22 protein-coding genes are annotated in these 24,788 nt (G+C 63.0%); 8 read left to right on the top strand and 14 right to left on the bottom strand.

Annotation, left to right across the window (positions count from 1 at the left end):
• From PQQ51_RS25320 to PQQ51_RS25310, 3 genes are read left to right on the top strand one after another with little or no spacing between them, the layout of a single operon-like run.
• The gene (locus PQQ51_RS25320) at nt 1–792 is read left to right on the top strand and encodes an ABC transporter ATP-binding protein (protein WP_408499612.1); all 792 of its coding nucleotides are present in this window, start codon (nt 1–3) and stop codon (nt 790–792) included.
• A complete protein-coding gene (locus PQQ51_RS25315) occupies nt 789–1,751 on the top strand; it encodes an ABC transporter substrate-binding protein (protein WP_408499611.1) in 963 nt (320 codons plus the stop codon). The genes PQQ51_RS25320 and PQQ51_RS25315 overlap by 4 nt, the downstream gene beginning before the upstream one ends.
• Nucleotides 1,751–2,782 (top strand): FecCD family ABC transporter permease, encoded by a 1,032-nt coding sequence (locus PQQ51_RS25310; protein WP_408499610.1) that lies wholly within the window; start codon nt 1,751–1,753, stop codon nt 2,780–2,782. The genes PQQ51_RS25315 and PQQ51_RS25310 overlap by 1 nt, the downstream gene beginning before the upstream one ends.
• Nucleotides 2,783–2,795: 13 nt before the next feature.
• Here the strand turns inward: PQQ51_RS25310 and PQQ51_RS25305 are convergent, their stop codons facing one another.
• From PQQ51_RS25305 to PQQ51_RS25255, 11 genes are all read right to left on the bottom strand, one after another.
• On the bottom strand, nt 2,796–3,353 hold the full coding sequence (locus tag PQQ51_RS25305; protein WP_408499609.1) for a TetR/AcrR family transcriptional regulator: 558 nt from the start codon (nt 3,351–3,353) through the stop codon (nt 2,796–2,798).
• 297 nt (nt 3,354–3,650) lie between these two features.
• Entirely contained in the window at nt 3,651–4,583 is a 933-nt protein-coding gene (locus PQQ51_RS25300) for an electron transfer flavoprotein subunit alpha/FixB family protein (RefSeq protein WP_408499608.1), read from the bottom strand.
• A gap of 13 nt (nt 4,584–4,596) precedes the next feature.
• Entirely contained in the window at nt 4,597–5,346 is a 750-nt protein-coding gene (locus PQQ51_RS25295) for an electron transfer flavoprotein subunit beta/FixA family protein (RefSeq protein WP_408499607.1), read from the bottom strand.
• Between the two features lie 49 nt (nt 5,347–5,395).
• Nucleotides 5,396–6,697, bottom strand: a complete 1,302-nt coding sequence (locus PQQ51_RS25290) for an MFS transporter (protein ID WP_408499606.1) — start codon at nt 6,695–6,697, stop codon at nt 5,396–5,398.
• 25 nt (nt 6,698–6,722) lie between these two features.
• A complete protein-coding gene (locus PQQ51_RS25285; RefSeq protein ID WP_408499605.1) occupies nt 6,723–7,124 on the bottom strand; it encodes a RidA family protein in 402 nt (133 codons plus the stop codon).
• 68 nt (nt 7,125–7,192) lie between these two features.
• Entirely contained in the window at nt 7,193–8,209 is a 1,017-nt protein-coding gene (locus PQQ51_RS25280) for an amidohydrolase family protein (RefSeq protein WP_408499604.1), read from the bottom strand.
• Between the two features lie 23 nt (nt 8,210–8,232).
• Nucleotides 8,233–9,021, bottom strand: coding sequence for an enoyl-CoA hydratase/isomerase family protein (locus PQQ51_RS25275; RefSeq protein ID WP_408499603.1), 789 nt, complete (start codon nt 9,019–9,021; stop codon nt 8,233–8,235).
• 10 nt (nt 9,022–9,031) lie between these two features.
• Entirely contained in the window at nt 9,032–9,529 is a 498-nt protein-coding gene (locus tag PQQ51_RS25270; RefSeq protein ID WP_408499602.1) for an acyl-CoA thioesterase, read from the bottom strand.
• On the bottom strand, nt 9,529–10,311 hold the full coding sequence (locus tag PQQ51_RS25265; RefSeq protein WP_408499601.1) for a citryl-CoA lyase: 783 nt from the start codon (nt 10,309–10,311) through the stop codon (nt 9,529–9,531). Before PQQ51_RS25265 ends, PQQ51_RS25270 begins: the two co-directional genes overlap by 1 nt.
• 31 nt (nt 10,312–10,342) lie before the next feature.
• Entirely contained in the window at nt 10,343–11,899 is a 1,557-nt protein-coding gene (locus PQQ51_RS25260) for an AMP-binding protein (RefSeq protein WP_408499600.1), read from the bottom strand.
• 79 nt (nt 11,900–11,978) lie between these two features.
• The gene (locus PQQ51_RS25255) at nt 11,979–13,115 is read right to left on the bottom strand and encodes an acyl-CoA dehydrogenase family protein (protein WP_408499599.1); all 1,137 of its coding nucleotides are present in this window, start codon (nt 13,113–13,115) and stop codon (nt 11,979–11,981) included.
• Nucleotides 13,116–13,399: 284 nt separating this feature from the next.
• Between PQQ51_RS25255 and PQQ51_RS25250 the strand changes: the two genes are divergently transcribed.
• The 5 genes from PQQ51_RS25250 to PQQ51_RS25230 all read left to right on the top strand — a co-directional run bounded on the left by PQQ51_RS25250 (nt 13,400) and on the right by PQQ51_RS25230 (nt 20,030).
• Nucleotides 13,400–14,191, top strand: coding sequence for a phosphate/phosphite/phosphonate ABC transporter substrate-binding protein (locus PQQ51_RS25250; protein WP_408499598.1), 792 nt, complete (start codon nt 13,400–13,402; stop codon nt 14,189–14,191).
• Nucleotides 14,192–14,512: 321 nt separating this feature from the next.
• Nucleotides 14,513–15,475 carry an ABC transporter permease gene (locus PQQ51_RS25245; RefSeq protein WP_408499597.1) on the top strand — a complete coding sequence of 321 codons (963 nt, stop codon included), beginning with the start codon at nt 14,513–14,515 and terminating at the stop codon, nt 15,473–15,475.
• Nucleotides 15,472–16,320: an ABC transporter permease gene (locus PQQ51_RS25240; protein WP_408499596.1), complete on the top strand. Its 849-nt coding sequence runs from the start codon at nt 15,472–15,474 to the stop codon at nt 16,318–16,320. The genes PQQ51_RS25245 and PQQ51_RS25240 overlap by 4 nt, the downstream gene beginning before the upstream one ends.
• On the top strand, nt 16,317–18,329 hold the full coding sequence (locus PQQ51_RS25235) for a dipeptide ABC transporter ATP-binding protein (RefSeq protein ID WP_408499595.1): 2,013 nt from the start codon (nt 16,317–16,319) through the stop codon (nt 18,327–18,329). Before PQQ51_RS25240 ends, PQQ51_RS25235 begins: the two co-directional genes overlap by 4 nt.
• 3 nt (nt 18,330–18,332) lie before the next feature.
• Nucleotides 18,333–20,030 (top strand): FAD-dependent monooxygenase, encoded by a 1,698-nt coding sequence (locus PQQ51_RS25230; RefSeq protein WP_408499594.1) that lies wholly within the window; start codon nt 18,333–18,335, stop codon nt 20,028–20,030.
• 59 nt (nt 20,031–20,089) lie between these two features.
• On the opposite strand, the gene PQQ51_RS25225 is transcribed toward PQQ51_RS25230, so the two are convergent.
• From PQQ51_RS25225 to PQQ51_RS25215, 3 genes are read right to left on the bottom strand one after another with little or no spacing between them, the layout of a single operon-like run.
• On the bottom strand, nt 20,090–20,905 hold the full coding sequence (locus PQQ51_RS25225; RefSeq protein WP_408499593.1) for a DUF427 domain-containing protein: 816 nt from the start codon (nt 20,903–20,905) through the stop codon (nt 20,090–20,092).
• Between the two features lie 55 nt (nt 20,906–20,960).
• On the bottom strand, nt 20,961–22,568 hold the full coding sequence (locus PQQ51_RS25220) for an ABC transporter substrate-binding protein (RefSeq protein ID WP_408499592.1): 1,608 nt from the start codon (nt 22,566–22,568) through the stop codon (nt 20,961–20,963).
• Between the two features lie 45 nt (nt 22,569–22,613).
• Nucleotides 22,614–24,779: a TonB-dependent receptor gene (locus tag PQQ51_RS25215; protein WP_408499591.1), complete on the bottom strand. Its 2,166-nt coding sequence runs from the start codon at nt 24,777–24,779 to the stop codon at nt 22,614–22,616.
• Between the last annotated feature and the right edge of the window lie 9 nt (nt 24,780–24,788).

The raw sequence follows: 24,788 nt of genomic DNA, 5'->3' as shown, positions 1-24,788 counted from the left end.
ATGTCCTGCGGCCTCCACATTCACGCACTGAGCTGGTCGCCCGAGCAACGGCGGCGGCATGAGGAGGCGCATCTGCTGCGCGACATCACACTCGATGCCGCGCGCGGCGAATTCGTCGGGCTGATCGGGCCAAACGGCAGCGGCAAGACCAGCCTGTTGCGCTGCGCGTTTCGTTTCTCGAAGCCGCTGGCGGGTTCGGTCGCGCTCGATCAGAACGACGTGTGGGGCGCCGCGCCACGCTGGGCCGCGCAACGCATCGCGGTGCTGCTGCAGGAGTTGCCCGACGACTTCGGCCTCACCGTCGAGCAGATCGCGCGCATGGGCCGCACGCCGCACAAACATCTGCTCGACGGCGACACGGCCGAAGACGCCGCGATCGTGGCCGCTGCATTGCGCGACGTCGACATGTGGCACGCGCGCGAGCGTGCGTTCGCCACGCTGTCCGGCGGCGAAAAGCAGCGCACGCTGCTCGCGCGCGCGTTGGCACAACAACCGTCGGTACTGATGCTCGACGAACCGACCAACCACCTCGACCTGCGTCATCAGATCGATCTGCTGACGCTCGTGAAACGGCAGAAGCTCACCACGCTCGCCACGATTCACGATCTGAATCTCGCGGCCGCGTTCTGCGATCGGCTGTATGTGATCGCGAGCGGCGCGATCGTCGCGCACGGCACGCCGGAACAGGTGTTGAGCGCCGCCATGCTGCGGGACGTTTTCGAAGTCGAGGCGATCGTCGACCGGCATCCGGTGTCATCGCGTCCGCGTATCACACTCATTCATCCAATATGAAAAAAATCCTTTTTCTTTTAGGCGCGGTCCTCGCGCTGCTGGCGAGCCAGGCGCGCGCCGCGCATTATCCGGTCACGGTGCAAAGCTGCAATCGCGCGGTGACGTTCGAACGCGCACCGGCACACGCGGTCAGCAACGACGTGAACCTCACCGAGATGATGCTTGCGCTCGGACTCAAACCGAAGATGGCCGGCTTCACCGGCGTGAGCGGCTGGAAGACCGGCAACCCGGAATTGCGCCGCGAATTGCAGGGTTTGCCGGAACTGGCGAACCAGTATCCGTCGGTGGAAGTGCTGGTCGATGCGGGCGCGGATTTTTACTTTGCCGGCTGGAACTACGGGATGAGCGTCGGCGGCCCGGTGACGCCCGCGACGCTCGCACCGCTCGGCATCAACGTGTATGAGCTGAGCGAATCGTGCGCTCATGTGATGTCACGCGGCCCCGCTTCGTTCGCCGACGTCTATTCGGACCTGCGCAATCTCGCGCGCATTTTCGATGTCGAGCCGCGCGCCGCTTCGCTCATCGACGACATGCGCAACCGGCTGACCGCGCTCACACAACGCATCGGCGGCAAGACGCCGGCGGTGCGCACGTTCGTCTACGACAGCGGCGAGGACAAGCCCTTCACCGCCGGCAAGCTCGCGATGCCGAACGCGCTGATCGAGGCCGCGGGCGGCCGCAACGTGATGGACGATGTGTCCCAGAGCTGGACTCGCGTCAGTTGGGAAAGCGTCGTCGAGCGCAATCCGCAAGCGATTGTGATCGTCGACTACGGCGCGGTCACGGCCGCGCAGAAAATCGCGTTCCTGCTCGATCAGCCCGCGTTGCGGCAGCTCGACGCGATCCGCGCGCGCCGCTTCATCGTGATTCCGTACGACGCCGCGACGCCCGGCGTGCGCAACGTCGACGCAGTCGAGACGATCGCGCGCGGCCTCCATCCCGACGCGTTCGCGAAGTGATGCGGACGTCGCTCGCGCTCGTCGTCGCCGGGTTGTGCGTGGCGCTCGTGGTGTCGATCGTTCTGGCCACGGGGCTCGGGCCCACGTCCATCGCGCCGGGTCTGACGGCTCGCATCGTGCTCGCGCATCTGCTGGACGCCATGCACGTCGGGCATGCAGCGCATACCTGGAGCGCGTCGCAGGACACGATCGTGTGGCTGATCCGTCTGCCGCGCGTGTTGCTGGCGGGCATTGTAGGCGCGTCCCTCGCGATGGTCGGCGTTGCGCTTCAGGCGGTCACCGCGAACCGGCTCGCCGATCCGCATCTGCTCGGTGTGAGCGCGGGCGCGACGCTCGGCGCGGTAGCCGCGACGCTGTTTCTCGGCGCGGTTTTCGGACCGTTCACGTTATCGCTGCTCGCGTTCATGGGCGCGCTCGCCGCCACCGCGATAGTCATCACGCTGGCGCATCGGCACGGCCGGCTCGATTCGGACCGGCTGCTGCTGTCCGGCGTTGCCGTATCGTTCGTGATGCTCGCCGCGGCGAACCTGCTGCTCTATCTCGGCGATCAACGCGCGGCGGCATCGGTACTTTTCTGGACGCTCGGCGGTCTCGGGCTCGCACGCTGGAACCTGCTCGTCGTGCCGGCGGTCATTGCACTGCTGGGCGCCATCGTACTGATCGGGCGACGCCGCGAACTGAATGCGCTGATGACCGGCGATCTGGCTGCCGTGTCGCTCGGCGTGTCAGTCGCGAGAATGAGGCGTGAAGTGTTTCTTGTTAGTTCGCTCGTGACCAGCGCGATGGTGGCGGTTAGCGGCTCGATCGGCTTCATCGGGCTCGTCACGCCGCACTTCTGCCGGCCGCTGGTGAGTTCCGAACACGGACGGCTCTTACCGGTCTCGGCGTTGAGCGGCGCCATTCTGCTGATCTGGGCCGACGTCGCGGCACGCACGCTGATCGCGCCGGAAGACCTGCCGATCGGCGTCGTCACGGCGCTCGTTGGCGGCACGTTGTTCGTCGTGTTGATGCGGGTCGAGCGGCGGCGTTAATCTTCCCGCGGGGCTAGCGCGCTTTATGACCGAGCGCATTCATCGCCGCGCGGATGATATGAGGGCGCCATTCGCGTTTCCGGTCAGCACGTACTGCCTGCATCGCCGTGATGCCGAGTCCGGAAAACGCACTCGTCACGCGCACGATGCGCTCCTCGCTGAGGTTCTTCAAATCGATGCCCAGCGCTTCGTAAAGAATCATACCGATCTCGACCAGTTGCGGATCGCCGTCCGGCTCGCTGTCGGCGATACGGTTGGACAGCGCGGACACGCCCGGCCATTCATAAGTGAACTGCACCGCGTCTTCGATGATCGCGCGATCCCGCTCGATACCCACCGGAATGTCTTTCACGCTCGCAAGCAACGTCTGCATATGCGCGCGCACGGTGTCGATTGCCGCCGCATAAATAGCCAGCTTGCTCGGGAAATGATGCAGCAACCCGGCCTTCGAGTAGTTGACGGCGTCCGCTATCTGTTGAAGCGACGTGTGGTCGAAACCGTGGCGGGCGAACAGGGCCGCGGCACAGTCGACGATGTCCGCATTGATTTCTGATTTGGTCGGCTTGGGCATTCGTTCAGTGGCTTGGGAGCAGAGGCATGAAATAGACAGATTCTATAACTTCATCGATCGCGCCTACCAGCAATGCCCGAACCGCGAGTACGCGGCGCGGCATCGTCCCAAACTTTCATTACCCGTGTCGACAGCCCCATGATGACGCTGTCGAACACGGCAACCAGCCCGCCGTTGGCGAGCACGCGCTCATTACGCCGAGCGCCACCATGCCGCCTTTCGGATGGCCGCGTTCGCATTGCATCTTCGCAGACCGGCGCAACGTCAGCTCGACGGCCTCCCCCGCAGACTCCAACCTCACACTGCTTGCGTCAATTCCGGCACGACCGTAAACAGATCGCCGACCAGCCCGTAGTCAGCCACGCCGAAGATCGGCGCTTCGGCATCCTTGTTGATTGCGACGATCACTTTGCTGTCTTTCATCCCGGCCAGATGTTGAATCGCGCCGGAAATACCGATCGCCAGATAGAGTTCGGGCGCAACGATTTTTCCCGTCTGCCCGACCTGATAATCGTTGGACACAAAACCTGCGTCGACCGCTGCGCGCGACGCGCCGAGCGCCGCGCCCAATTTGTCCGCCAACGGTGCGAGTACTGTCTGATAGTTCTCGCCGCTGCCCAAACCGCGGCCGCCCGACACCACAATGCGCGCGGCAGTCAGTTCGGGGCGGTCCAGCTCGGTCACTTGCCGGCCGACGAATCTGGAAACACCGCGCTCCGGCGGGACGGCGATCTGTTCGATTTCCGCATGCCCCCCCGTTGCCGCAACCGGATCGAACGCGGTGGCGCGAACAGTCACGACGATCTGCGCATCCATCGACTGCACTGACGCGAGCACGCTCCCTGCGTAAATGGGCCGTTGAAACGTGTCGTGCGCCTCCACCGCAGTCACTTCGCTAATCTGCGCGACATCCAGTCTGGCTGCGATACGCGGCGCAACGTTCTTTCCGAATGCCGTTGCCGGCGCAAAAACGTGGCGGTAGTGGTGCGCCAATTGCATGACCGTCGCCTCGAGATTCTCTGCGAGTCCGTCGGCGAGATGGACCGCGTCGGCTACCAGGATGCGTCGAATGCCCGCAATGCTGGACGCCGATACCGCGATCTCCTGCACATTGCTCCCGGCGATGAGCAGGTCGATCTCCGCGCCGATCTGCTGCGCCGCGGCGATCGTGCTCAGCGTCGCGGGTTTGATCGACGTGTTGTCATGTTCACCGATTACCAGAATTGTCATCTCTTCGCCTTCCTTAAATTACCTTGCTTTCGCTCTTCAGTTTTTCGAGCAACGCTTTCACATCCGGCAATTTCACACCGGCGGCCCGTTTAGGCGGGTCGATCACGCGCAGGGTCTTGAGCCGCGGCGCAACGTCGACGCCGAGTGTTTCCGGCGTCAGGACTTCCAGCGGCTTCTTTTTCGCCTTCATGATGTTCGGCAGTGTCACGTAGCGAGGTTCGTTCAGGCGCAGATCGGTTGTAACGACCGCCGGCAAACGAAGCGACAGCATCTCGAGGCCACCGTCGATTTCACGCGTCACATCGATCTGCTCACGGGAAATCGTCACTTTTGAAGCGAACGTCGCCTGCGGCAGTTCGGCCAACGCGGCCAGCATTTGTCCGGTCTGGTTGCAATCGTCGTCGATCGCCTGCTTGCCGAGTATCACGAGGTCCGCTGCCTCGCGCTCGAAGACGGCCTTGATGAGCTTGGCCACCGCCAGCGGTTGCAACTCTTTCTCCGTTTCCACGAGAATCGCGCGGTCCGCGCCCATGGCCAGGGCGGTGCGCAACGTCTCCTGACACGATGACGGCCCGCACGAAATCACGACGACCTCTGCTGCGTCGCCCGCTTCCTTCAGGCGAACCGCTTCTTCCACGGCAATCTCGTCAAACGGATTCAGCGACATTTTCACGTTCGCCAACTCCGGACCGCTTCCGTCGCTCTTCGCGCGAACCTTCACGTTGTAATCGACCACTCGTTTGACTGCTACCACTATCTTCAAGATGTTCTCCTTCACGAAAAGCTTGCTGCCTGATTGATCGCGCTCGGGGTCACGAACCGAGTTGTTTGATCGGAGAGCGATCGCCGATGTCATCCTCTTCGACGGCAAAGGCAATCTTCTTCAGATCGCGGCCTCGCGTCTCCGGCAACAGCGTCAACGCAAGCAGCGCACAGATGTATCCGATGAAACAGAACAGTGCGATCGAGTTCGTCAGGCCGATGTGCTCGGCGACAACGCCGACCACCGCGACACTCAATGCACCACACGACTTCCCGGCGTTGTACGAAAATCCCATGCAGGTCGTGCGGATGGCTGTTGGAAACAACTCGGACAACATCGGCCCGACACCGGCGAATGCGCCGTTCACCGCAACGCCGACAGGAAAGCCCAGTATGGCGAGCATCCACGGCTCCATAGGAATGAACAGGTAGCACGCGGTCAACGAAGCCGCGAACAGGCAATACGTCATTGCCGTAAATCGACGGCCAAAATAGTCGTTCAGATACGCAAAGCTCACCTGGCCGACAAACGAGCCGCCGCTCATCATCAACGCCATCACGGCGACGGTCGATACGGGCAAATGCCGAACCTGCACCAGCATGGTGGGCAACCAGATCGCAATCGCAAAACTGCTCGCCTGGAGCCCGGTGACGAGCAGCGCGGCGAGAATGCTCGCGCGCCGGACATCTCGCCGCAAAGCCGAGCGCCAGGTGGCGACGACCGCACCGTTCGTCTCTTCCTGCATCTTCGTGAACAATTCCGGCTCGGGAATATATCGACGGATCATCAGCACGATGAGCGCGGGAAGCACGCCGACCCAGAAGGCCGATCTCCACGCGATCCAGCTCGGCATATACGCGAGCAGCAGCCCCGTGATGACCGAAGCCAGCGCCCAGCCAACCGAGAAGCCGCTCTGCACGAGGCCGAGCGCCTTGCCGCGATGAGCGGGATTGATGACTTCCGCCATCAGCGCGGCGCCGACCGCCCATTCCGCACCGAAACCGAGGCCTTGCAGCGCTCGCACCACCAGCAACTGCCCATACGAGTTGGTCAGTCCGGCGACGATGCTGAACCCGGTGAACCAGATGATCGACCATGTCAGCACGCGCACCCGCCCGTGACGGTCGCTCAAAATACCCGAGACCCACCCGCCGACCGCTGCAGCCAGCAGCGAAGAGGTTGCGATCAAACCCGCTTCGGATTTGGAGAAATGCCACGCTGCCATCAACGTCGGCAACAGGAAAGCCAGAATCTGGTTATCGAAGCTGTCCAGCGTCCAGCCGCAAAAACACCCCCAGAACGTTCGCCGCTCCACTGGCGTGGCGACGCGGTACCAGTCAAACATTCGCATTTCGAATACCTCCTTGGAAGGCGCGTTAGATACCGCTCGATAGTTCGTCGCCGCACAGCGCGATCGCGCTGATCTCGATGTGCGCGCCGTAGTGGAGCCGCGCACACGGCACGACGGTTCGCGCCGGCGCCGGATCGCCCACGAATTCCCGGTACAACTCGTTCACGCGCGGCCAGGTTTCGATATCGGACACGTAGATCTGCACGCTGACAAGCTTCCCGATCGACGTCTGCGCCGCCAACAGCACCTCGCGTAGATTCGAAAGCGTCTGCCGAACCTGCGCGTCCAGTCCTTCGGGGAGGACGGCATTACCGTCTGCCGTGAACGGCAACTGCCCTGACACGAAAACAAATCCATTCGCTTTCGTCGCCTGTGCGTAGTGTCCCTTCGGCAAAGGCGCTTTCTGTGTCGTGATGTGTTCTATCAAGACTGTCTCCCTGAGTAGTTGTACGAATAAATGTGGCCTGGCTGATTTCCCGCGAAATCAGCCGCCGCTTACCGCTGCCGTCCGGCGTCCGCGAGCAGCCTCTCCGCATTCAGATGACAGACGAGCTCGCGGTCGACCGCCGGCAAACCGTCGATCACCGGCACCGAACGCTTGCCTTCCGGATCGCCGATATCGAACGGATAGTCGCTGCCGAAAACGACGCGATCCGCGCCCATCGTCTGAATCGTAAAACGGTTGCTGTCCTCGCTCAGCGCGCAGGTGTCGTAATAGAGCCTGTCGAGATAGGCGCTCGGCTTCTGCGAAATATGTTGCCGGAAATACGGATCCGCCTCCCAGCCCGTGGCTTCGTAAGCGGAATCCAGCCGGCCGCGCAGATAGACCAGGTTGCCGCCGCCGTGCGCCAGCACCAGCTTGAGCGCGGGGTGACGCTCCAGCACGCCGTTGAAGATCAGGCGCGTGACGGCCAGCGTCGTCTCGAACGGCCAGCCGACGAGAACGTGCACGCCATACATGCCGAAACGATCCGACAGTACCGCCGAGGTCGGATGCATGAAGACGATCAGGCCGAGTCGTTCGATGGTGGCGAAAAGTCCGGCGAACTCAGGGCCGTCGAGCGGCTTTCCGCCCGCGGTACTCGGCATCATGACGCCGCGGAAACCCTGTTCATGCACCGCGTATTCGAGCTCGGCGACCGCCAGCTCGGGCTCGCCCAGCGCCAAAGCCGCCAGCGGCTCCATGCGCCCTTCCGACTCGGCGGCGGTTTCCAGCGCGGCCTTGTTTAGCGCCCGGACCAGTTCGACGCTGGACGCGCCGCCCGGCCACGCCAGCATGAAAGGCGGCGGCCCGAACAACTGAAGCCCGACGTCACGACGCTTGAGACTGTCGAGCCGATGCTCCAGATTGAACAGATGCGGGTCTAACGTGCTCTTGCGGTCGTCACCCGCGCGACGGATGATATAAAGCCCTTCGCTGTCACGCTCGGACCGGAGTCCCGCCACTGGCTTTTTCGCCAGATCGGCGATGAAACGTTCATTGAGCGCGTGCGCATGCAAATCGATGATCATGTACGACTCCTTCTTCACGTGTCTTAACTCTGGTTTGCCAATGCGCGCCAGAACGGCTCGAAATCCGTATCGCGCTTTTCGGTGAAAGCGTCGAGACCTTCCTGCCATTCGGCACGCGGAACGTCGGTCACCGACTGCTGTACTCGCGTCCAGTCATATCCGGCGTGCGCGTGCAGGTGCCGTTTAGCGGCTGAAAGCGCGCCGGGCGGCGCCTTTGCGACGAGTTCATGCGCCCACGCAACTGCTTTATCGACCACCGCCTCCCGCGCAACGACCGCGTTGATCAGACCTCGCGACACGCCCTCTTCGTTGCCGACTCGCCGGCCGCTCGCAATCAGTTCGAGCGCGACTCTGGAACCCACGATCCGTTGCAGCAGCGCAAGGCCGGTATTCGGGATCACGCCGCGCGAGACTTCCGGCAACGCAAACCACGCGGATTCCGCCGCAACGACGAGATCGCATGACAGGGAGAGCTCGAACCCGCCGCCCAATGCCGCCCCCTGAACAGCCGCGATCACAACACGCGGCTCTTCCACTAATCGCCTGAATAGCAATGCAGGGTCGGTCAGAGGATCGGTGCGTTCCATCCAGCCGTCTTTCAGATCGTCGATATTTGCGCCAGCACAGAACGCGGGTCCATTCGCTGCAATCACAATCGCTCGCGCCGCGGCCGAGGCGCTGAGTTCCAGCGCGCTGGATACTTCACTGACGATCTGCCGCGACAGCGCATTGCGGCGATCCGGGTCGTTCAAAGTAATGACGGCAATATCGCCGCGCATCTCGAACAACACTTTCGAAAAATTCGTAGGCATACGTTGACCTCTAGATTCTGCCGCCGACCGACGCGTTTTCATCGGCACGGCCCTTGAGCAAATGACTTCGCACCGGCTCCGGAACGAGCGTCGGCACACCTCGCTGCGTGTCGAGAACAACGCAGGTTGCCCGAGCCGACGCCACACATTCAGATCCGATGAATAGACCCTGCAACAGTTGAAACGAAGTACGCCCCACGTCGAGCGTGGCCGAGCCGATCTCGACGGTTCCCGGAAAATAAAGCTCCTTGAGAAAGTCGATCGATAGATGAGCCACGACCACGTTCCTGCCGGCCATCGACGCCTTGAGCGAGTCGTGCTCCAGAATCTCCATCCGGGCCGCTTCGAAAAGCGTCGCGATCGCCGCATTGTTGATATGCCGGAACTGATCGGTGTCCGCGTTACGGAGCTTTTCGCGGGTCCAGAATTCGCATGCCGCGCGCTCGCGCAAAAGCTGTCGCCCTCGCGCTTCGGACCGACCCGGCAACGACGATTCCGGAGCCGACATCAGCTTTGCCCCTCATGCATATGCTGCGTCGCCTCGTGCTCGATTCGCAGATAGAGCGTCTCCGCCATCGGTTGACGCATCTCTTCGAGAATGTGTCCCACGAGTCCGACGGCCCGCGCGGCAACCGCGAGTCCGCGACAGATCTTCCAGGGAATCCCCATTTCCGACGCGACGGCAGCCATCGCACCGGTCACGTTGAGCGGCAACGGCCGCCCTGCCTGGCGCGTGGCTTCCTTGCCGAGCGCGTCCATCAATTCGACGTAGGGGCCGTAATAGCCGGTCTCCTTTGCGACGTCGAACAACGCTACGCTGCGCGGATCGATCGGCTTATGGAAAGGATGTCCGATGCCCGGAATGATTTCCTTGCGAGCCCGGTAGCTCGTGACGATCTCGACGGCCTTCGCCTGCGGGTCCGGCAACGACGTATTGGCAGGGATCGTCTCCTGCAGCAGCCTGGCTGCGTTGTCGAGCGAGCCCACGAAAACCGAACCCAATCCGAGCAATCCGGCGGCGACCGCGGCCTGCACCGATTCCGGCGCGCCGCAATAGGTAAACCGCGTGGCGAGCGACGATGGCGTGATCCCGTGTTCGACGAGAATCACCATCATTGCGTTGAACATCCGCAACTCGCGCGTATCCGGCAGACGACCGAACAATTGCAGGAACGTCATCTGACCGAAATCGATCTTGCCGACGATGTCATGACACAGATCCAACCCATGCACGACGACCTTCGACGGGTTCGCCCATGCAATATCGGACTTCACTTGTGCGTCTTTCATTATTTCGAATCCTTCTTCGTGCCCGCTTCGTTCAAAGGGATAACTCGGCCGCAGCCATTTCGCGCAGCCTGGTCTTCAGAATCTTCACGCCGTTGGGACCGGCTTTCTCGGGAAACTCATCCACGAAGACAATCCGCTTCGGCACCTTGTAGTTCGATATGCCTGCCTTGCAATAGGCAAGCAGATCCGCTTCCGCAAGAGCCGCATCGGTTGTCCGTACGAAAGCGACCGCGACGTCCCCCACTCCGGGCTTTTTGACCGCCACCACCTGCGCGCCGATCACCCCTTCATGCCGGTTCAGGAAGTGTTCGATCTCCGAAGGATCCACGAGATAGCCGCTGAGGCGCAAACCGTCGTTGAGTCGCGCCAGATAGATGAAACCGTCGGCGGTACGCTGCACGAGGTCGCCGGTTCTGAACCAGCCATCGGGCGTGAAAGCGCTCGCGGTCGCGGCTTCGTTGTGCAAATAGCCGGTCATTACGTTGTAGCCGGAGATTTGCAGTTCGCCTTTCTCGCCGTCTTCGACTTCGAGGCCGCTATCGACGTCCAGTACCCGCAGGCGGATCTCCGGCGACACCGGCGAGCCGCCGCCCAGTGCCCGTACCCGAGGGTCGTCATGCGGATAGCGCGTCACTGTCAGCGCGAGACACTCCGACATCCCGTACAAACCGGTGAGCAACAGATTCAACTCCTGCTCGGCCTTCTTGCAGATCGCAGGTCCAAGGCCGGCAAACTCGGTGAAGCCGCCACGTCGCCATGAAGCCAGCGAGTAACCGGTCGCATCGAAAATCCTGTCGAAGAGTCCGTCTGAACCGAAGCTGTGCGTGACCCCGTGTGCCTCGATTGCGCGGGCGGCGTCTTCGCCCTTGAAAACGGGCATCAGCACGCATGCCGCGCCTGCCGCAATCGCCGCCAGCGCCTGAACGAAACCCAGAACGCCGTACAACGGCAGCGCGCACAACATCACGTCGCCCGGTAGAACTTCCAGTTCACGCGCTACGTTGCGTGCATGGTTGGCGATACCTGCCTGCGTATGCAGCGCAAGTTTCGGGTGACCTGTCGTGCCGGAAGTGCTGAATGTGATGAACGGGCTCTGCAGCGACGCCCCTGCCAGGAGCTGCGGCTTCGAATCGCCGGTGCGGATAAACCCGGCGTCGATATCGACGTTCAGTACATAGTCGAGCGCCGGGTTGTCCGACTCGAGCGTGTGCGCGGCGGCCTGATAGTCGTAGTCGAGAAAACGGGTGGGGACAACCAGCCCTTTCGCGCGGCTCTGCTGGATCGTATGGTCGGCTTCCGCGAGCCGGTAGCGCGTGCTCACCGGCACGACGATCACACCGATTGCAGCGGCCGCAAACAGCAGTTGCAACCAGGCGGGACTATCCGGAAGCCACACCGCGAGTACATCGCCGGACTTGAAACCAGCGGACAACAGGCTGTTCGCCGCAGCGGCCGCGGCCGCTGCGAGTTCCCCACGGCTGAACGACTGTTCCCCGAAGTGACAAACCGGCAGTTCCGGCGTGAAGGACAAAAGATCGCCGAACGCCCGGATCGACGCCGGCGTTTCGGATGGGCCACCGCGTGGCAAGAATGAATTCGACGCCTGGTCGGCGGTCGATGCATTCGAAGGAGACGGGTTTTGCAACATAGCGGCTTTACGTTCTCTTTTAATCGGACAGCGCATTTCGCGCGATTTGCAGACGCTGCATTTCCGACGTGCCTTCTCCGATGCGGAATGCCCGCGCGTCGCGGTAGAAGCGTTCAATCGGAAGTTCGCACATGTAGCCCATGCCGCCGAAGATTTGCAGTGCGCGGTCCGCGACACGGCAACCCATTTCGCTCGCATACAACTTGGCTCGCGCGGTCGCGATGCGCGCCTCGGGAACGTCGGCCTCGACGAGTTCGGCCGCGCGTCGGATCAGCAACCGGGCGGCTTCGATTTCGACGTCGTTGTCCGCGACCATAAATTGAATCGCCTGATGATTCGCCAGTCGCGTGCCGAACGCCGAACGCTCTTTCGCGTAATCGCACGACATCGCGTGAGCACGACCGGCGAGGCTGGTCGAACGGCACGCGGAAAGAATCCGGTCGTGGTTGATCGACTCCATCATGCTCATGAAACCGTCGCCCGGTTCGCCGAGCACGTCCGCGTCCGGAACAAAACAGTTCTCCAGCGAAAAGCCATTGAGGTGGTAGCCGCGCCACCCCATCTTCTTGTAGCGCGTCATCCCGACGATGCCCGGATTGCTGCGCTCGACGATGAACGTCGTCAACTTGCGCTTGAGCGATGCGGATGCATCCGTCACCGCGAGCACGATGATGTAGTCCGACGTTTCCGCATGCGAAATGAAATGTTTGCTGCCTGTCAGGAGCCAGCCCCCATCGGTTTTCGTCGCACGCGTGCGCAGGTTGCTCAGATCCGAACCCGCATCGGGTTCAGTCAAAGCGTAGGTCAGGATTTTTTCCCCGGACAGGAAATCGGGCAGCAGGCGTGCGCGCTGCTCGGCATTACATCGCCCGAGGGACAGCGGAAGATGGCCGAACACTTCGCTCAAAGGAACCGACGTATAGGTCATTTCCTCGAGAATCGCCAACTTGGCTGCTGCGCTGAGCCCCGGACCTCCGATCGATTCCGGCAGATTGAAACCATACAAACCGAGTGCCGCCACTTCGGAACGCAACTGGGCAAGCAGGTCGTGGTCGACGTCGTCCGCTGCTTCGATCTGCTCCTCCAACGGGACGAGGCGCGTACGGACAAACCTGCGCGTCGTCGCCCGGAGCAATTCAATTTCTTCACTGTTCATACGGTCCTCACAAGTATTTCGAAAACGGTTTCGATGAACAATATCAACGCTTATCGACGAATTCAAGATGCGTCAAAATAATTTCGAAATCGTTTTCGTTTTTCTCGTGTAGCGTGCTGCGGCGCCGCAACGGCGGATATCAGGCTGCATAAGCGTTTGCGGAATGCCCATCCAGCCGGGGTCGATTGAGACAGCCTGGGCGTGTGCGGGTAAACACCGGTCTGGAGCATGTCGCTCAACGGGGCGCTCCCACGAGCGAACATCGGGTATGCGAGAATCGCGCCATGAACTGGACCGCCTCCCTGCCGATGTACAACGTATCACCTGCTCTCGCACTCGAATGGCGCGACTGGCTCGGTGATGTCCTCAACCTTGTCGATCCGGCCTGCCGCATCGCAGAGCCGAACGAGGACCTGCACGAGTTGTGGCGGCGGCCCGACCTGCTGCTCTCGCAGACCTGCGGTTATCCTTTGACGCACGGTGTGCAAGAGCACGTTCAGTTAGTCGCCACGCCGCGTTTTACAGCGCCGGGTTGCGACGGCGCGAATTATTCGAGTGTCCTCGTGACACGAAAAGACGCGCCGTTCGAGACGCTCACCGCTTGCCGCGGCGCACGCGCCGCCTTCAATCAGAACGACTCGAATAGCGGGATGAACGTGCTTCGGCACGCGGTGGCGCCACTGGCTCGCGACGGCGTATTTTTCGGCAGTGTCGTCAAGACCGGCTCACATCTGGGCTCGTTGCGAGCCGTGATAGAAGATCGCGCGGATGTCGCCGCGATCGATTGCGTGACGTTCGCTTTCGTCTGCGACGATTTGCCGGAACTGGCGCAGCACGTGCGTCAGATCGGCATGACGGCGGCGTCGCCGGGTTTGCCTTTGATCGCATCGCGCACGGTGCCGCAAGCGACCATTGAAGCGCTGCGCAACGCGTTGAACGAAGCGCTGGCGATGCGGCCCGAACGCGCAAAACGACTGCGTTTGCAGGGCTTTTCCACTTTGTCGATGACCGACTACGAGCGGATCGATCAACTCGAAAACGAAGCGCGTGCGCTCGGCTACGCGCAGCTCGGCTGACTTTCGTATCTATCGCAAGTCCCGTAGCAGAAAACACGCGCCGCCGGTCATCCAATCGCCGACGGCGCGCGGCATTCCAGACGCCTCCCAGGCAGCGCGTCGCGCCAAGCGCGCGAGCGTCAATTCTGTCCGCCCCTCATAAGCATCGAAGAATTAATCGCTTAGCGCGCCCATCGGCGCCCGTTAAACTCACTTGAGTATACAAGTGACGGGGCGGAGCTTTCGCGCTCCTCGACAAACACACAATCACAACGGCTCCTCAAAGGAAGGCAACGTGCTGCGTACGGCCTTTCGAGCAGCGTTGCGTCCGATGTCTCGACCATGAGTCTTCCATTTATACGTTTCGTCGGCACACGGCTCTTCTCTACCGCGGTAACGCTCTGGCTGCTGACGCTATTTGCTTTCGTGGGCGGCCAATTGCTGCCGGGCAACGTCGGACGCGCGATCCTCGGCCCACTGGCCGATCCACGCGCGATCGCCGCGCTCAATCATCAACTCGGCGCGGACCGCCCCATCGCGGTTCAGTATGTCGACTGGCTCGGCCATGCGCTACGCGGAGACCTGGGTACCTCGCTGGTGCTGAATCGCCCGGTGGCCGCCGTGTTGTCGGGCGCCCTCGCCCGTTCTGTCGAACTCGCCGCGTTCGCATGCGTGACGCTGATGCCGATCGGCATCGTCGTCGGGATTGTTGCTGCGTTGCGTGCCGGGAAAGTATTCGACTGGGTATCCAACGTGATCGGCATCACGCTTTCGGTGGTGCCGGAATTCGTATGGAGCATCGTGCTGATCCTGACGTTGGGCATCTGGCTGCACTGGTTCCCGATCTTCGCCGATGTCTCGCCCGACACGCCGCTCGCGACACGTCTGCATCAACTCATTCTGCCCGCGTTGCCACTTGGGTTCGGCATGTTCGGCTACCTGTCGAGAATGACGCGCACCAGCACGTTGCAAGCGCTGCAAAGCCATTACACGCGCACCGCGGTACTCAAGGGACTCTCCTGGCCTACGGTGATCTGGCGCCACGTATTGCGCAACGCGCTACCGCCCGCGCTGACGGTGCTCGGCTCGCAACTGGGTTATCTGATCGGCGGCCTCGTCGCGATCGAAGCGCTGTTCCGCTATCCGGGTATCGGCAGTCTGATCCTGCATGCGGCCAAGACGCGCGACTTTCCCGTTCTGCAAGGCGGTGTGCTCGTAATCGGCGCGCTCTACGCGATCGGCTCGCTACTGGGCGACCTCGTCGCGCGCCGCTTCGATCCACACCACGACACGGAGACACCATGAGCGCCTTGACGTTGACTTTCGCGCGCGATCATCTGCTCGCGCGACTCGGCAGATCGCCGGCGTTCGTCGCCGGTGCGGCGATCCTCGGCTTCTGGATCTTCTGCGCGCTGTTCAGCGCGCATATCGTGCCGTTCGATCCGCTCGCCGACGACATGTCGAACAGCCTCGCACCGCCGTCCGCGCAACACTGGTTCGGCACCGATCAGCTCGGCCGCGATCAGTTCTCCCGAGTACTTTCCGGCGCAAAGGACATCCTCGTGGTCGCGCCGCTCGTCACGCTTCTCGCGACCGCGATAGGCAGCGTGCTCGGCCTGATAGCAGCTTACTTCGGCGGCTGGGTCGACCGGACGTTGAACCGCCTGTTCGACTCGATCATGGCAATGCCTCTGACGATCATGGCGCTGGTCGCGCTCTCCGCGTTAGGCAGCAGCGTCGGCACGGTGATCTGCGTCATAGCGTTCGCGTTCGCGCCGATGATCGCGCGCAGCGTGCGCACCGCCGCGCGCGGCGAAACCCGGCTCGATTATGTCGCGGCCGCCGAGATGCGCGGCGAGTCCGTGCCGCGCATCCTGCTCGTCGAAATTCTGCCGAACATCGCGCCGGTTCTGCTGGTCGAGGCGACGCTGCGGCTCGGCTATGCGGTATTCTCGGCCGCGACGTTGAGCTTTCTCGGATTCGGCATCCAGCCGCCTTCACCCGACTGGGGACTCGCGATCGCCGAAAATTATCCGCTGCTGATCGGCGGCATGTGGTGGACGGTGGTGTTCGACGCGCTCGCTACCGCGTCGCTCGTGATCGGCACGCACCTGCTGACCGACGCGCTTCGCAAGGCGCTCGGCGAATGAACGCGCGCCTACCGAACCAGCTTGTGTTGCCCGCGCTCACCATCGACGGGCTGGAAATCCGCTACACGGTACGCGGAATCGAACGAACCGTGATCCGCGATTTGAGTCTGCGCATCGCACCGGGCGAAATCTACGGAATGGTCGGTGAATCCGGCAGCGGTAAATCGACAGTCGCGTTCGCCATCGAGCGCTATCTGCCGGAAAACGGCCGCGTCGCGGGCGGCTCGATCGCGCTCGGCGAACATGATGTGCTCAATGCGTCGAAGCGGCAGTTGCGCCGGTTGCGCAGCTCCGCGATGGCGATGGTCTACCAGGACCCGTCGCAGGCGCTGAACCCGACGATGACGATCGGCCGCCAGTTGATCGAAGCGTTCCGTGCGGCAACTCTGCGCGACACGTCGCCCGAACAGGCCGCCCACCGGATGCTCGAACGCGTGCAGATCGCCGACCCGGCGCGCGCGATGCGCAGCTATCCGCACCAGTTGTCAGGCGGCATGCAGCAGCGCGTCGTGATCGCGATGGCGCTCGCTTGCCGCCCTTCGTTGCTGATCCTCGACGAACCGACCACCGGGCTCGACGCATCGGTCGAAGCCGAAGTGCTCGCGCTGATCGCGTCGCTGCGCGCGAAGCTAGGCATCGCTGTGCTGCTGATCAGCCATAACCTGAGCGCGATTCGCAAACTGTGCGACCGCATCGGCGTGCTGTATGCAGGCACACTCGTCGAGGAAGCCCATACCACGGCGCTGCTCGACCGGCCGCGGCATCCGTACACGATCGGATTGCTCGAATGTCTGCCAGGTGCCGGCCGCACCAAACAAGACGGTCCTCTTGCCAGTCTTGCGGGCGGCCCGCCGGCTTCGGTCGCGCAACACGGTTGCGCATTCGCCGCACGCTGCGCGCACGCCGACAAACAGTGCGAAACGCACACGCCGTTGCCGCAACGCGACGGCTCGCACGTCGTGTATTGTCATCATCCACGCGACGTAACACGTGACACGGCGACGATCGAATCGCGCCCGCTGCCCGCGCCGCGTTCCAGCGACGCCGGCCATGCACAGGCCGCGCCGCTGCTGGTCGTCGAACATCTTTCGAAAACCTATTCGTCGAAGGGGCGCTCCGTCGCCGCGCTGCGCGACGTGAGCTTCTCGCTCTGCGCAGGCGAAACGCTCGGTTTGATCGGCGAATCGGGCAGCGGCAAGTCCACGCTCGCGCGCATCATCGCCGGCCTCGTCGAGCCGGATAGCGGATCGCGCATCGAACTCGCTGGCGCGCCGCTGGAATTCAAGGTTCGACGTCGCGGCAAGCACGCGCATCGCGCACTGCAAATGGTGTTTCAGGACCCTGGCTCCGCGTTGAATCGCGCGCATCGGGTCGGCAGCCTGATCGACCGCGCGCTGAAGCTGTTCACCACGATGACCGCACCTCAACGCCAGCACGAAGTCGACGCGATCGGCACGCGCTTTCGTCTGAGCGCCGCGCATCTCGCTTCGAAACCGGCCAGATTGTCGGGCGGTTTGCGTCAGCGCGCCGCGATTGCCCGCGCGTTCGCAGGCCGGCCAGGTCTCGTGATCTGCGACGAACCGACCTCGGCGCTGGATGCATCGGTGCAGGCCGCGATCCTGAATCTGCTGGTCGAACAGCAGCGCGCCGAACACACCGCGTACCTGTTCATCTCGCACGACCTCAACGTCGTGCGCTATGTCGCCGACCGCATCGTCGTGCTGTATCGCGGCGAGGTGGTCCAAACGGGCACCGCCGACCAGGTGTTCGGCGATGTGCAGCATCCTTATACGCGCGCTCTGCTCGATGCGACGCAGGCGCGTCCGGACGCCGTTCAGGCGGCCGTTTTTGCGCCGGCTATTGCGGTGGCCTCCACGCCCTCGACCGTCGCAGGCTGCGCGTACCGCGCGCAATGTCCGCACGCCGTGTCCCGCTGCGAGCATGAAGCGCCGTTGCTGCGCCGGCTCGCGTCGGGACAGGCGATCCGCTGTCACCAACCCCCTATCTGATCCATGTCCTCTACGTATTCTTCCGTCGTGCCCGACCACACCCCTGTGTTGATCGTCGGCGGCGGCCCGATCGGCTCGGGCCTCGCCATCGAGTTGCGCTTGCGCGGCGTCGATGTGGTCGTCGTCGAAAAAAGCGCTGCGGTTCTCGACGGGCATCCGAAAGCGCGCGCCAACAACATGCGCACGCTCGAGCACTATCGCCGCTGGGGTATCAGCGACGCGGTACGCGAGCATGCGTGGACAACGCGCGCCCCGCATCAGCGGCTCGTGATCGCCGAAACGCTGTTGGCGCCGCCGCTGGGCGCTTTCCCGCTGCGCTACGGCCGTCATGTCGACGAATCGCACGAGCTTGCCGCTGAGCCGTCGTTGAGCGTGCCGCAGCCGGTTCTGACCCGCATCCTGCATCGCCGCGCGCTCGAACTCGGCGCGCGGCTTCTGCTGGGATGGGAAGTGCTCTCCGTCGCACAGGACGAAGAACGCGCATCGGCCACGCTCCGTGCGCCGGACGGCACGCCCCATACGATCTCGTCGACCTATCTGGTGGGCTGCGACGGCCCCGGCAGTCTGGTACGCAGCAGCGCCGGCATCGCGCGCGCCGGCGACGCACCGCTGTGCCGCAACATGAGCTATGTCGTGCGCAGCGACGGTTACCGGATCGCCGATCTCACCCGCTCCTCCGCTTACGACTCGCTCGGCATGCTGGCCGTGTTCAACCCGCAAGCGTCGAGCATCATCAGCATTCCGGATGACGAGCATTGGGGCTTCGGCATCTCGGTGCAGGGCGATCATGTGCCGAGCGCCGAAGAAATCACCGCACGCGCACAGACGTTGCTCGGTGCGCCGGCGCCGATCACGGTCATCAGCCAGTCTTCGTATCTGGTGCTCACACGTGTCGCGCGGCACTATCGCGCCGGCCGGTTTTTCCTCGCTGGCGACGCCGCGCACGTGTGCCCGCCGACCGGCGGCCACAACATGAACGTCGGGATGGCCGACGCCGTCAATCTGGGCTGGAAGATTGCCGCCTCGCTGCAGGGATGGGGAGGCGAAGCGCTGCTCGACAGCTACGACCTCGAGCGCCGCCCGATCGGCGAAACGGTCTCGCGTTGCGCGCTGGAAAATAGCCGCGCGCTCGCGGCGGCCGCCGCATCGATCCGCGTCAGCGACGGGCAAGCGCCGCATGAAACACACGAAACACACGACTCGCGTGGCCGTGACGACGAAGCGCAACGCAAACGCCGCGGCGAATCGCTGTACCAACTGACCTATGCGGAGTGGAACATCGACGGCATCGTGCTCGACCAGCGTTACGACGCATCGCCCGTCGTGTTGAGCGACGGCACGGACGCACCCGCGTGGAGCGAAACCGATTACACGCCGCTCGCGCATCCCGGACACCGCGCGCCCCATTTCTGGCTCGACGATGGCAGCGCGCTTTATGACCGCCTCGGCCCGGGTTTCACGCTGCTCGACCTCGGCGCGGATCCCGCGGCGCTCGCCCGTCTGACCGATGCAGCCGCGCAAGCCGGCGTGCCGCTCAGCGTGCTGTCGTTACCGGTCGATTCAGCCCGCGCGCGCTACCCCGCTACGCTCACGCTGATTCGTCCCGACCAGCACATTGCGTGGCAAGGCAACCGCATCGACGACGCGCTCGATGTGATCGCACGCGTAAGCGGTCGTCACACGGTGCAGCAGCAAGCCTGAAAAAAGCAGGCCGACGCGTCTCGCGCGACGTCGGCCTGCTCATGCTCTATCAGGTGCGATCAGGCGCGATAGAACGTGCCGTGATTGAAGAAGTCGAGTACCGAACGGTGCCACGCCTCATTCGCGATCACCTTGCCGTCCACCTCGAAGCGCGTCACGCGTTCCTGATAAAACGACAGCAGCCCGGCAATCTTCGGAATCTCGCGAATCGGCGTCGGATACGACCAGACCACGTCTTCATGCAGCTTGTCGCCGATCTTCGCGGACCAGTAACGCGCCTGGCCTTTGTACGGACATGTAGTGAGCCGCGTGCTGAGCACGAGCAGACGGGTGCGGATATCCTGCAACGGCAGGTAATAGCGTGTCGGCAGACCCGTTTCGAACACGGCTACCGCATTGCTGCTTTCGGCGATCACTTCGTCGTCGATCCACACTTTCACGTGACGGCTGCTGGAAATCGCATCGACACGCTTGTACGGATCGCGCGCATGCGGATGCTGGAACAGTTCCTCTTCTTCTTCGAACCACGCGTCGACCGACTTCCAGTCGAACGCGTAATACTCCTTCAGCGCTTCGCCCGCTTCGGTCGAAGGCTCCGCATAGCGCCACACCGCGTTGGCCGCATGACGGCCGCCGGCCTCGATATGCCAGTAGCTGGCCGCGCCTTTGCGCGAGCATTGCGTCTTCTGATCCGTTGCGCGCAGCAGTTCGGTGCGCACGCTGTCGGCCGGGAAATAGTAAACCGGCAGTTGTCCGCGCTCGTGAACCAGCAATGCCTGCTGCGTCTGCGCGATCACTTCGCCGCCGAACTCGACTCGCACACGTCGCGGACTCGGCTCGATGTACAGATCGAATTGCGAAAGGGGGGAACTCATTGATGCCTCCAAGTGGAAAATAGGCGCGCCGCGCGGATTCGCACGACGCCCGTGGTCAAGCAAAGTAAGCTTTATCGAGTAGCAATTGCGGAATCGCCGCGAACTGCACGCCGGCAAGATTGCTCACGCTGGCAGTCAACGCGTCGCGATAGGTGCCGATGATCAGCGGCGTCTCGTCGAGCAGCAGCCGCGAGATCTTGCCCGCCACCTCGCGCTGACTCGCCAGATCGGCAGCGGCTGCGTACGCGAGCGCGAGCTTGTCGTAGGCGGGGTTCGCGAAATGCGCGGCATTCCACGCGCCACCGGTTTTCAGCGGCGCATTGAGCACGAGGTTCGGCACGCCGCGATGCCCGTAGTCCGTGATACCGAGTGTCGAATCGAGCCAGTCCGATTTGCCGAACGTCGCGCTGCCGTAATACAAGCCCTGGTCTTCGATCTTCAGATCGATATCGATGCCGATCTGCCGCGCCGAGTTTTGCAACAGCACCGCGAATTCCGGAATGTCGCCGAGCTTTTCGGTCGTCAACGTGACCTTGAAGCCGTTCGGCACGTTGGCCTCCGCCAGCAGACGCCGCGCCTCGCGCAAATCCTGGGTGCGTTGCGTGACCGTGCGATCGCTCGACGGGTACATCGGTGAGAACGGGTGATCGTTGCCGACACTGGCATAGCCGTTGAGCAAGCCCGTGACGATCCGCGGGCGATCGATCGACAACGCCAGTGCGCGCCTCACGCGTTTGTCCTTGAACGGCCCCTGGTCGGTTCGCATATGAACCTGGTCGTGCTGCGTGGACGGCAGCCGGCTAATCCTGATGCTCGGATCGCGGGCGAATAGCCGCGTGTTCGCGGGGCTGACGCCCGGCACCAGATCGACCTGCCGCCCGAGCAACGCAAGACTCACCGCGGCGGCATCCGCGTAGAACGTGAACTCGATGCGCGCAGGCAGCGCCTTGACACCCCAGTAATCAGGATTGCGCACGAAGCTCGCCCTGTCCGGTGCGTACTTTTCGAGCCGGAACGGCCCCGTACCGATGAAGGTCCGTTCGTAATTGCCCGCGTAGTTCGCCGGCAGAATGATCGCGTTGTACGTATCCGACGAGACGTAGTACGGAAAATTGCCATTTGCACTATCGAGGCGAAATTCGACGGTGTAATCATCCACCGCGCGAATGTTCTGCTTCGACAACACGCCTTTGAACGACGACAGTGCCGCTGATCCGCTAGCCGGATCGGCGAGACGGCTGAATGTCGCGACCACGTCGCGGGCGGTGAGGGTTTGCCCGTCATGGAACTTGACGCCGCGCCGGATCGTGAACACCCACACGGTCGCATCCGCATTCGCGCGCCATGTTTCAGCGAGCGAAGGCACGAGCCCGCGTGCCGGATCGTCGTTGAGCAGATACTCTCCCGTCTGATTGATCAGCAGGACGGCGTACGGATCGGTCAGGTGCACGGGCTCGATTGCGGCGACCGGCGTGAGCGACGCGACGCGAATCGTCGCACCGGGCTTCGGCGCCGCGGCCTGCGCGCTGCCCGGCGCGAGCCACGAGCCGCCGCTCAATGCGAAGGCCGACGCACCGGTCTGTGCAATGCGGCGCAAGGCTGTGCGGCGAGTCATCCCATGCGGAGCGCCGTTGTCCCGTGTCGGATGGTCCTGCTTTTTCATTGGAATGCCCCTGTGAAATCGTGCATGACAAGCAGAATCAGAAGATCAGAAATCGACCGTGGCCGACAGGCGCACCGTGCGCGGTGAGCTCAGATAGACGAAACCGCCGCCGCTGTACACACCTGCCCAGTAAGAACGATTGAACACGTTGTCGACGCTCGCCCTGAACGTCACGTGCTCGCTCGCGATGACCGTCTTGTAGCGCGCGCCCAGATCGAAGCGTGTCGAACTCGCGAGCTTCTGCGTGTTGGCGGAATCGACATATTGCGAACCGGTGTAGATCGTGCGGGCCGTCAACGTCAGGCCCGGCACCCACGGCGTATCCCACTCGGCGCCGAGATTCGCCAGCACTCGCGGCACACCCGGCGCGACATTGTTCGCATCGACGCCGCCCGCGGTATTGGTCAGCAATGCCTGGATATACGACACGCCGCCGAGCAGTCGCACGCCTCGATACACCTGGCCGAATACGCTCCATTCGAAACCGCGATGCCGTTCGTCGCCGCTCAGGCTATAGATGTTGGTGACCGGATCGGTGATGCCGCCCGGTTGCGTGATCTGGAACACGCTCGCGGTGGTCGTGAAGTTGCCCACGTCCCACTTCACCCCGGTCTCGTACTGCTCCGATTTCGCCGGCGCGAACACCTGGCCCTGGTTCGCCGCCGTGCTCGGCGCGATATTGCCGAGCCCGAGCCCCTGAATGTAATTCGCGTAGACCGAGACACCCGGCGTGACCTTGAACACGATCCCCGCCATCGGCGTGGCCGCATGCTTGTCGTAGCCGCTCGACGTAGCGCCGCTCGCATCGTAGTTGCGCACGCCGACCTCCTGGTAGCGGCCGCCGAGCGTCAGCAACACGCGATCGTGCGCGAACGACAACGTATCGGCGAGACCCACGCTTTTCAGCATGACTTTCGACAGCGGCAACGGGTCGCCCGCGGCCGTGGTGGGCAGCGGCGGCGACACCACGTCGTACAGATTCGACGTAATCGCTTCGCCCGGCACGACGGTGAGCCAGTCTTTTTCCGTGTAGGTCGAACCGCTGATCGACACGGTATGGTGGATCGGCCCGGTGTCGAATTGCGTGTGCGCGCCGATCTCCGCGGTATTCACCGAGGTGGCCGCCTTGCGGTTGTAATAGGCCGACGTGAAATCGCCGTTCGGTTGCGCGTTGACCGGATCGCCCACCCGCTCGTCGCCTTGCCGGCGCGCGCCGCCTACACTCGCGTAGACCGTCGTGTTGTCCAGGATGTCATATTCGACGTGCGCGAGCAGCGAACCGTCACGCTCGTTCGCATAGCCGTCCGGAAGATAATTGGTCGACGAGCGCGGCGCGGTCGGAATGATCGGCGTCGCGAACGCCATCCAGCGGTTCGGCGCGTCCTGGTGGTCGATCTGCTTCAGGTAGTCGAACGATGCGCGCAGACGGTCGCCACGATAGTCGAGTGCGATCGAGCCGACTTCGCGGCGGTCCGACTGGCTATTCACCGCCGTGTTGCCGTTGCTGAATACGCCGTTGGCACGGAATCCGAACTGATTGTTGTCGCCGAAACGGCGGCCCACGTCGACATGCGTTTCGAACTGCGAGTCCGATTGATAACTCTCGGTGATACTGGTGACCGGCGTGTCGGTCGCGCGCTTCGTAATCACATTGATGCCGCCGCCCACGCTGCCGTTCGGCGACGCGCCGGTCAGCATCGCAGTCGGCCCCTTGATCACTTCGACGCGTTCGAGAATTTCAGTCGGCACGCGCCATTTCGGCGCGATCCCATAGAGACCGTTCAATGCGACGTCGTTGCTGGGCACCGAGAAACCGCGAATCGCAAAGTCATCCGAAATGCTGCCGCCCGGATCGTTCATCCGCACCGACGGATCGTTCGCGACCACGTCGGCGAGATTGCGTGCCTGCTGATCCGCGATCGTCTGCGCGGTGTAGCTGATCACGTTGAACGGCGCATCGTGCACGTCGGTATTGCCGAGCAAGCCGAGTTGCGCGCCCTTCGCGACCTGACCGCCTTTATACGCGCGAGAAAGATCGGTAGGCAACGACTTGCCGACCACATTGACCTGCGGCAGCGCCACAGTGCCGCTGCTGTCCTGGTCCGCAGGTTTCGTCGTCGACGGTGCGGCTTCCTGGGCATGCGCGGATAGCGCTGGGAGTGCGGCCATCGAGGCCAGCGCGGCAACGATCATCAGCGGCAATGGCCGCATGCGAGTGAC

The organism is Paraburkholderia xenovorans (genome assembly GCF_046030735.1).
GTDB lineage: Bacteria > Pseudomonadota > Gammaproteobacteria > Burkholderiales > Burkholderiaceae > Paraburkholderia > Paraburkholderia xenovorans_A.
The sequence above is the reverse complement of the archived record's forward strand: the minus strand, read 5'-3'. Positions and strand labels throughout refer to the sequence as shown.

Bases quoted from the DNA above. Each gene is read 5' to 3' on its own strand.
- PQQ51_RS25235 (WP_408499595.1), top strand. From the start codon at position 16,317: ATGAACGCGCGCCTACCGAACCAGCTTGTGTTGCCCGCGCTCACCATC.
- PQQ51_RS25270 (WP_408499602.1), bottom strand. From the start codon at position 9,529: ATGTCGGCTCCGGAATCGTCGTTGCCGGGTCGGTCCGAAGCGCGAGGG.
- PQQ51_RS25225 (WP_408499593.1), bottom strand. From the start codon at position 20,905: ATGAGTTCCCCCCTTTCGCAATTCGATCTGTACATCGAGCCGAGTCCG.
- PQQ51_RS25265 (WP_408499601.1), bottom strand. From the start codon at position 10,311: ATGAAAGACGCACAAGTGAAGTCCGATATTGCATGGGCGAACCCGTCG.
- PQQ51_RS25250 (WP_408499598.1), top strand. From the start codon at position 13,400: ATGAACTGGACCGCCTCCCTGCCGATGTACAACGTATCACCTGCTCTC.
- PQQ51_RS25245 (WP_408499597.1), top strand. From the start codon at position 14,513: ATGAGTCTTCCATTTATACGTTTCGTCGGCACACGGCTCTTCTCTACC.
- PQQ51_RS25255 (WP_408499599.1), bottom strand. From the start codon at position 13,115: ATGAACAGTGAAGAAATTGAATTGCTCCGGGCGACGACGCGCAGGTTT.
- PQQ51_RS25290 (WP_408499606.1), bottom strand. From the start codon at position 6,697: ATGCGAATGTTTGACTGGTACCGCGTCGCCACGCCAGTGGAGCGGCGA.
- PQQ51_RS25320 (WP_408499612.1), top strand. From the start codon at position 1: ATGTCCTGCGGCCTCCACATTCACGCACTGAGCTGGTCGCCCGAGCAA.
- PQQ51_RS25315 (WP_408499611.1), top strand. From the start codon at position 789: ATGAAAAAAATCCTTTTTCTTTTAGGCGCGGTCCTCGCGCTGCTGGCG.
- PQQ51_RS25240 (WP_408499596.1), top strand. From the start codon at position 15,472: ATGAGCGCCTTGACGTTGACTTTCGCGCGCGATCATCTGCTCGCGCGA.
- PQQ51_RS25275 (WP_408499603.1), bottom strand. From the start codon at position 9,021: ATGCCTACGAATTTTTCGAAAGTGTTGTTCGAGATGCGCGGCGATATT.
- PQQ51_RS25230 (WP_408499594.1), top strand. From the start codon at position 18,333: ATGTCCTCTACGTATTCTTCCGTCGTGCCCGACCACACCCCTGTGTTG.
- PQQ51_RS25215 (WP_408499591.1), bottom strand. From the start codon at position 24,779: ATGCGGCCATTGCCGCTGATGATCGTTGCCGCGCTGGCCTCGATGGCC.
- PQQ51_RS25280 (WP_408499604.1), bottom strand. From the start codon at position 8,209: ATGATCATCGATTTGCATGCGCACGCGCTCAATGAACGTTTCATCGCC.
- PQQ51_RS25220 (WP_408499592.1), bottom strand. From the start codon at position 22,568: ATGAAAAAGCAGGACCATCCGACACGGGACAACGGCGCTCCGCATGGG.
- PQQ51_RS25300 (WP_408499608.1), bottom strand. From the start codon at position 4,583: ATGACAATTCTGGTAATCGGTGAACATGACAACACGTCGATCAAACCC.
- PQQ51_RS25305 (WP_408499609.1), bottom strand. From the start codon at position 3,353: ATGCCCAAGCCGACCAAATCAGAAATCAATGCGGACATCGTCGACTGT.
- PQQ51_RS25310 (WP_408499610.1), top strand. From the start codon at position 1,751: ATGCGGACGTCGCTCGCGCTCGTCGTCGCCGGGTTGTGCGTGGCGCTC.